Annotated in this window: 6 protein-coding genes; all 6 read right to left on the bottom strand. The window is 63.1% G+C overall.

From position 1 onward, the window contains the following. Nucleotides 1–207: 207 nt before the first annotated feature. Nucleotides 208–429, bottom strand: a complete 222-nt coding sequence (locus tag O2807_12055) for a hypothetical protein (protein MDA1001231.1) — start codon at nucleotides 427–429, stop codon at nucleotides 208–210. Between the two features lie 117 nt (nucleotides 430–546). Further along, nucleotides 547–1,443, bottom strand: a complete 897-nt coding sequence (locus O2807_12050) for a uracil-DNA glycosylase (protein MDA1001230.1) — start codon at nucleotides 1,441–1,443, stop codon at nucleotides 547–549. A 10-nt stretch (nucleotides 1,444–1,453) separates the two neighbouring features. After that, the gene (gene coaBC / locus O2807_12045) at nucleotides 1,454–2,707 is read right to left on the bottom strand and encodes a bifunctional phosphopantothenoylcysteine decarboxylase/phosphopantothenate--cysteine ligase CoaBC (GenBank protein ID MDA1001229.1); all 1,254 of its coding nucleotides are present in this window, start codon (nucleotides 2,705–2,707) and stop codon (nucleotides 1,454–1,456) included. Continuing rightward, on the bottom strand, nucleotides 2,704–3,288 hold the full coding sequence (gmk, locus tag O2807_12040; protein ID MDA1001228.1) for a guanylate kinase: 585 nt from the start codon (nucleotides 3,286–3,288) through the stop codon (nucleotides 2,704–2,706). The genes coaBC and gmk overlap by 4 nt, the downstream gene beginning before the upstream one ends. Continuing rightward, nucleotides 3,288–4,160, bottom strand: a complete 873-nt coding sequence (locus tag O2807_12035; GenBank protein MDA1001227.1) for a YicC family protein — start codon at nucleotides 4,158–4,160, stop codon at nucleotides 3,288–3,290. The genes gmk and O2807_12035 overlap by 1 nt, the downstream gene beginning before the upstream one ends. Nucleotides 4,161–4,360: 200 nt before the next feature. Continuing rightward, the gene (locus O2807_12030; GenBank protein ID MDA1001226.1) at nucleotides 4,361–4,561 is read right to left on the bottom strand and encodes a hypothetical protein; all 201 of its coding nucleotides are present in this window, start codon (nucleotides 4,559–4,561) and stop codon (nucleotides 4,361–4,363) included. Between the last annotated feature and the right edge of the window lie 201 nt (nucleotides 4,562–4,762).

Here is a 4,762-nt window from a genome sequence, read left to right as displayed (position 1 = left end):
GCACCGCAGTTCCATCTGGGCGGGGTCCATGTTCGAGCCGTAGGCGAAATAGAGGCGTGATTCCATTTCATCTCCTCGAAAATTCAACGTGAAGAGAGTGTAACAGAGGCGGCCTTTCCGGTCGCCAGGAGAAAAACGGGTGCCCCACAAAAATACCCCCCCGCGGTGAGTCGCGAGGGGGCCGCTGCACAGGGGAGTCGCGCGGGGTCAGAGCATGTACTGCATCCGAAGGATCTCGAAATACTTGCTCATTCCCGGAACCGGATTCCGGTTTCCGAGATAGGCCGGGCACTTCCGGAAATCCGTCCGGCACCAGGTGCGGATGGTTTCCGCGGAAAGCTTCACATACTCCCCCAGTCCCGGATCGAAGCACAGCAAGCCATGTGTTTCCGATCTGTGCCGGTAGGGGCACGCCTTCGGGTCTCTCATCGTCCCGCCCTCCCCTGGGGAAGACCAACGTATCCAAAATATAGGTCCGGCGGAACCTGGGGGGTGTTATTTTTTAAATTCATCTATTTCAATGGCTTGGGAGAATTTCTCGGGGGCTCAGCCGTAAATCTCGATCTCGGGCACAAGCGCCCCGGATAGGACCGCCTTGATCTGGAGGAGATCCTCCATCACGACGCGCTTCTGCCCGGGGCTCCGGAGGAGGTAGGCCGGATGGTAGGTGGCGAGGGTGGGCACCCCGCGGTAGCGGCCGAACTTCCCCCGCAGCTTCCCGATGGGCACCGTGGTCTGGAGGAGCGACTGGGCGGCGAACTTGCCGAGAGCACAGATGAGCTTGGGCTGGATGATCTCGAGCTGCTTGTGGAGGTAGGGCTCGCAGCAGGCGATCTCATCCGGCTCGGGGTTTCGATTCCCGGGGGGGCGGCACTTGAGGATGTTGCAGATGTAGACATCCTGGCGGCGGATCTCGATCACGTTTTCGATCATCTTCGTGAGCATCTGCCCCGCCCGGCCGACAAAGGGGATACCCTCGGCGTCCTCGTTCGCGCCCGGCGCCTCGCCCACGAACACCAGATCGGCGGCGGGGTTGCCTACCCCGAAGACGAGATTCTTCCGCCCCGGGCCCAGCTTGCAGCGGAGACACCCCGCGACCGCCTGCTCGAGTACCGGGAGGGCCATCTCCCCCGCCGGGTCGAAGGGAAGCGCGGGCGTCTCGATGGCGTTTTTTCTTGTGGATGGCGCCATGCCGTAGCTCTCCTCGGGCTCTGCGATAAGGGTGGGCTGAGGCTTTTCTGCCGGTGGCGCCGGGACTGCCGGTGGCGCCGGGACGGCCGGCGGGCTTTCTTTCGGATACGCCGGAGCGGGCGCTTTGCGGACCGCGGCCAGAGGAGGCGATACCTCTGGCGCCGCGCCGAGGGGGACGTAGCGCACGCCCGCCGCGCGCAGGCTCCTCAGGCGGCCCAGCAGTCCTTGGGCGATCTCTTCCCGCTCGGACATTTTCGGCTCATCAGGCAGATGTTTTGGAGGTGTCACCCTTTTCTTGCCACAAAACGGCGAGGCGATCCAGGAGCCGGTGGGCGAGCTCGCCCTTGGCCATGCGGGGAAGTTCCTCCTCGCCTTCGGGCCCGATCAAGATCGCCCGGCTCTCGTCCGCCCCCATGGCATCGTCGGCCCCCGCGACGGCGTTGGCCACGATCAGATTGAGCTTCTTGCGCTTGAGCTTGGCGCGCGCGTTTTCCCTGAGCTCTCCCGTCTCCGCCGCAAACCCGATGAGGATGCGCCCTCTCTTGTCTTCACCCAATTCGGCGAGGATGTCCGGAGTGCGTTCGAGTTCAAGGGTGAGTCCGCCTTCTCCTTTTTTCTGTTTCCCGTTCCGGGGGTCGGCCGGGCGGTAATCGGCGACGGCGGCGGCCATGACGGCGGCCTGAACTCCGGGCCACGCCTTCAGGACGGCGGCGCGCATCTCCTCGCACGATTCGACGCGCACGGTCTCCACCCCCTCGGGATCGGGCAGGGCGGCCGGGCCGCTCACCAGCGTCACCCGGGCGCCGCGCGCGGCCGCCGCGGCCGCCACGGCGTAGCCCATCTTGCCAGTGGAGCGGTTCGACAAGAACCGCACGGCGTCCCATCTCTCCCGCGTGGGGCCCGCCGTGACCAGAAGATGAAGGCCCGCCAGATCCTGCGGCGTGCCGATGAGGCGGAGGACATCCTCGAGAATCTCCGCCGGCTCAGGCATCCGGCCCGGCCCCTCGCCCTCCTCGGCGCGTGCCAGGCGCCCCGAACCCGGCTCCATCACGATGTGGCCGCGAGTCCGGAGGGTGGCCACATTCGCGCGGACCGCCTCGTTCTCCCACATCCTGGTGTTCATGGCCGGGGCCACGAGGACGGGCCCTCTCGCCGAAAGGAGAAGGGTCGAGAGAAAATCATCACCCAGCCCCTGGGCGAATTTTCCGATGATGTTCGCCGCGGCGGGGGCGATGACGACGAGCGCCGCCTTGGCGGTCAGAGAGATATGGGGCATGTCCCCCGCGTGCGCGCCCCCTTCGATGGGGAACATCTTCGAGATCGGGACCCGGCCCGTGAGCACCTGAAAAGGCAGCGGCTGGACGAACTCCAGCGCGCCCTCGGTCAGCACCACCTGCACCTCAGCGCCCGCCGCCTGGAGAAGGCGCGCGAGCTCGATGCCCTTGTAGGCGGCGATGCCGCCCGAGACGCCGAGGACGACGAATTTCCCCCGCAAACCGCCAAGCGCTTTTGTCATGACCGAGGCTCCTCCGCCTCTTCCCGGATTCCGAGAATCACGCCCGCCAGCTCCCGGTAGGCATCCTCCAGCACATTGTTCACGATGACATGATCGTAGTGATCGCGCTGCGTGATTTCTCTTTTTGCTTCCGCGATCCGGGCGCTTATCTTTTCCTCGGATTCGGTGTTCCGCCCCTTGAGCCGCTCCCGCAGCGATTCGATCGAGGGCGGCATGATGAATATCAGCCGGGCGCCGGGCCGCCGCTCCTTGAGTTGGAGGGCGCCCTGCACATCCAAATCCATGATCACATCCACCCCGGCCTCGAGGCGGCGGTCCACCTCCTGGACCGGGGTACCGTAATACTCGTCATGCACCCGGGCCCATTCGAGAAAATGCCCCTCCTCGATTTTCTTCTGGAAATCCGCCCGGCCCATGAAAAAATAATGGACACCTTCTTTCTCGTAATTCCGGGGCGCGCGCGTCGTGGCGCTCACCGAGTGCCACATATCGGAGATCTCATCCACCGCCCGGTTGATGAGGGTGGACTTTCCCGTCCCCGAGGGCGCAGAGATAACAAAAAGATGTCCTTTTCTCGTCATCACTCGATGTTCTGAACCTGCTCGCGGATCTTCTCCATCGCGCTCTTCAACTCCACCGCGCGCTGGGTGATGGACAGATCCACGGACTTGGAAGCCACCGTGTTGGCCTCCCGGTTCATCTCCTGGAGAAGAAAATCGAGCTTCCGCCCGATGGGCCCTTCGGCTTCGAGAAGGCCGCGAAACTGCGAGATGTGGCTCTCGAGCCGGCTGAGTTCTTCGCTGATGTCTCCTTTTTCGGCCGCGTAGACGAGTTCCTGCTCGAGGCGGCCCTCCTCCATCTGGAGCCCTTCGGCGAACTGGAGGATCCGCTCTCTGGCCCGCCCGGTCAGCGCCGCCCGGATCTCGGGCAGCGAGGCGCGTATCTCCCTCGTAAAAATTTCCACCTGGCCGAGATGCGAGACGATATCGCGCTGCAGGGCCCCGCCCTCGCGCACCCGCATCTCCTTCAGGCTCTCGAGCGCGCGCCCGAGCGCATCGAGCAGGACCGGCTTGGCTTCCTCGGGAGAGATGGCCGGCTCCACGGATTTCAGGGAATCGCGGAACTGGGCCAGCACCTCGAGGCTCACATCGCCCGAGAGCCTCAACTCCTTTCCCACCGCCCGCAGGGAACCCACGAATTCACGGGCCGCATCCATGTTGATCAAAGCGGCGCCGTTCTCGGGAACCTCGAAATGGATAAACACGTCGAACCGCCCGCGGTCGAAGCGCTTCTTCACCTCCTCGCGGACAGCGCCCTCGAGGGAGAGCGACCACCGGGGGCCCCGGATGGAGGTTTCGAGATAGCGGTGGTTGACCGAGCGCGTCTCGACGACGAGCGTGGAATCCCCGAGCGCGGCCTCTCCCGCGCCGTAGCCTGTCATGCTTCCCGCCAATTTCGTGCTCTCCTCGTTGTATTTCGCCTCTTTTCAATCACTTCCTTACACACACGATAGGGAGCCCGCCCCCGCACTGTCAACGGGGCGCCCCCGGGCCGCAAACCTCTCTCCGGGGATGCCCCATTTCGCAGGGAAAATACAGGAAAGTTGCAGAAATTTAAGCTCGATCCGCCAAAGACTGTTCTTTTGCGGGATGCCTAATGCCCGGCCAGGTGATTCCATTTCGGCAACAAGACGATGCAATTCGGATTTAGTCCCATCTTCTTCAAGGTATCCATGCTGCGGACGACCTTTTCTTTCTTGAGGTCAACCACCGTCACCGAGCCATCGCTCATCCCGGGCAGATTCAACAAGGCATTCTGAACAAATGCGTATTTTTCATCCTGGGTGAACGCCACATGGTGCGCACCCCCGGCGGTTGGAAAGGATCTCATCAATTTGAGCCGTTTTGGATTCGAGGAATCGAAAACGTGCAAATGCCCGGGCTTCGCCGTGGTAACGAAAAGGCGATCCGCCTTGGAATTAAAATATGGGGACCTCTAAAAACCGCCTGATTTCCCCCCGATTTTATGTCGTAGCCGCATTCTAGCCATAATCTG

Source organism: bacterium, assembly GCA_027622355.1.
GTDB lineage: Bacteria > UBA8248 > UBA8248 > UBA8248 > UBA8248 > JAQBZT01.
This window is presented reverse-complemented; position numbering and strand designations above follow the sequence as displayed.

What these genes read in the sequence shown, in the direction of transcription:
- coaBC (MDA1001229.1), bottom strand. Translation starts at nt 2,707, where the DNA reads ATGACAAAAGCGCTTGGCGGTTTGCGGGGGAAATTCGTCGTCCTCGGC.
- O2807_12050 (MDA1001230.1), bottom strand. Translation starts at nt 1,443, where the DNA reads ATGTCCGAGCGGGAAGAGATCGCCCAAGGACTGCTGGGCCGCCTGAGG.
- O2807_12055 (MDA1001231.1), bottom strand. Translation starts at nt 429, where the DNA reads ATGAGAGACCCGAAGGCGTGCCCCTACCGGCACAGATCGGAAACACAT.
- gmk (MDA1001228.1), bottom strand. Translation starts at nt 3,288, where the DNA reads ATGACGAGAAAAGGACATCTTTTTGTTATCTCTGCGCCCTCGGGGACG.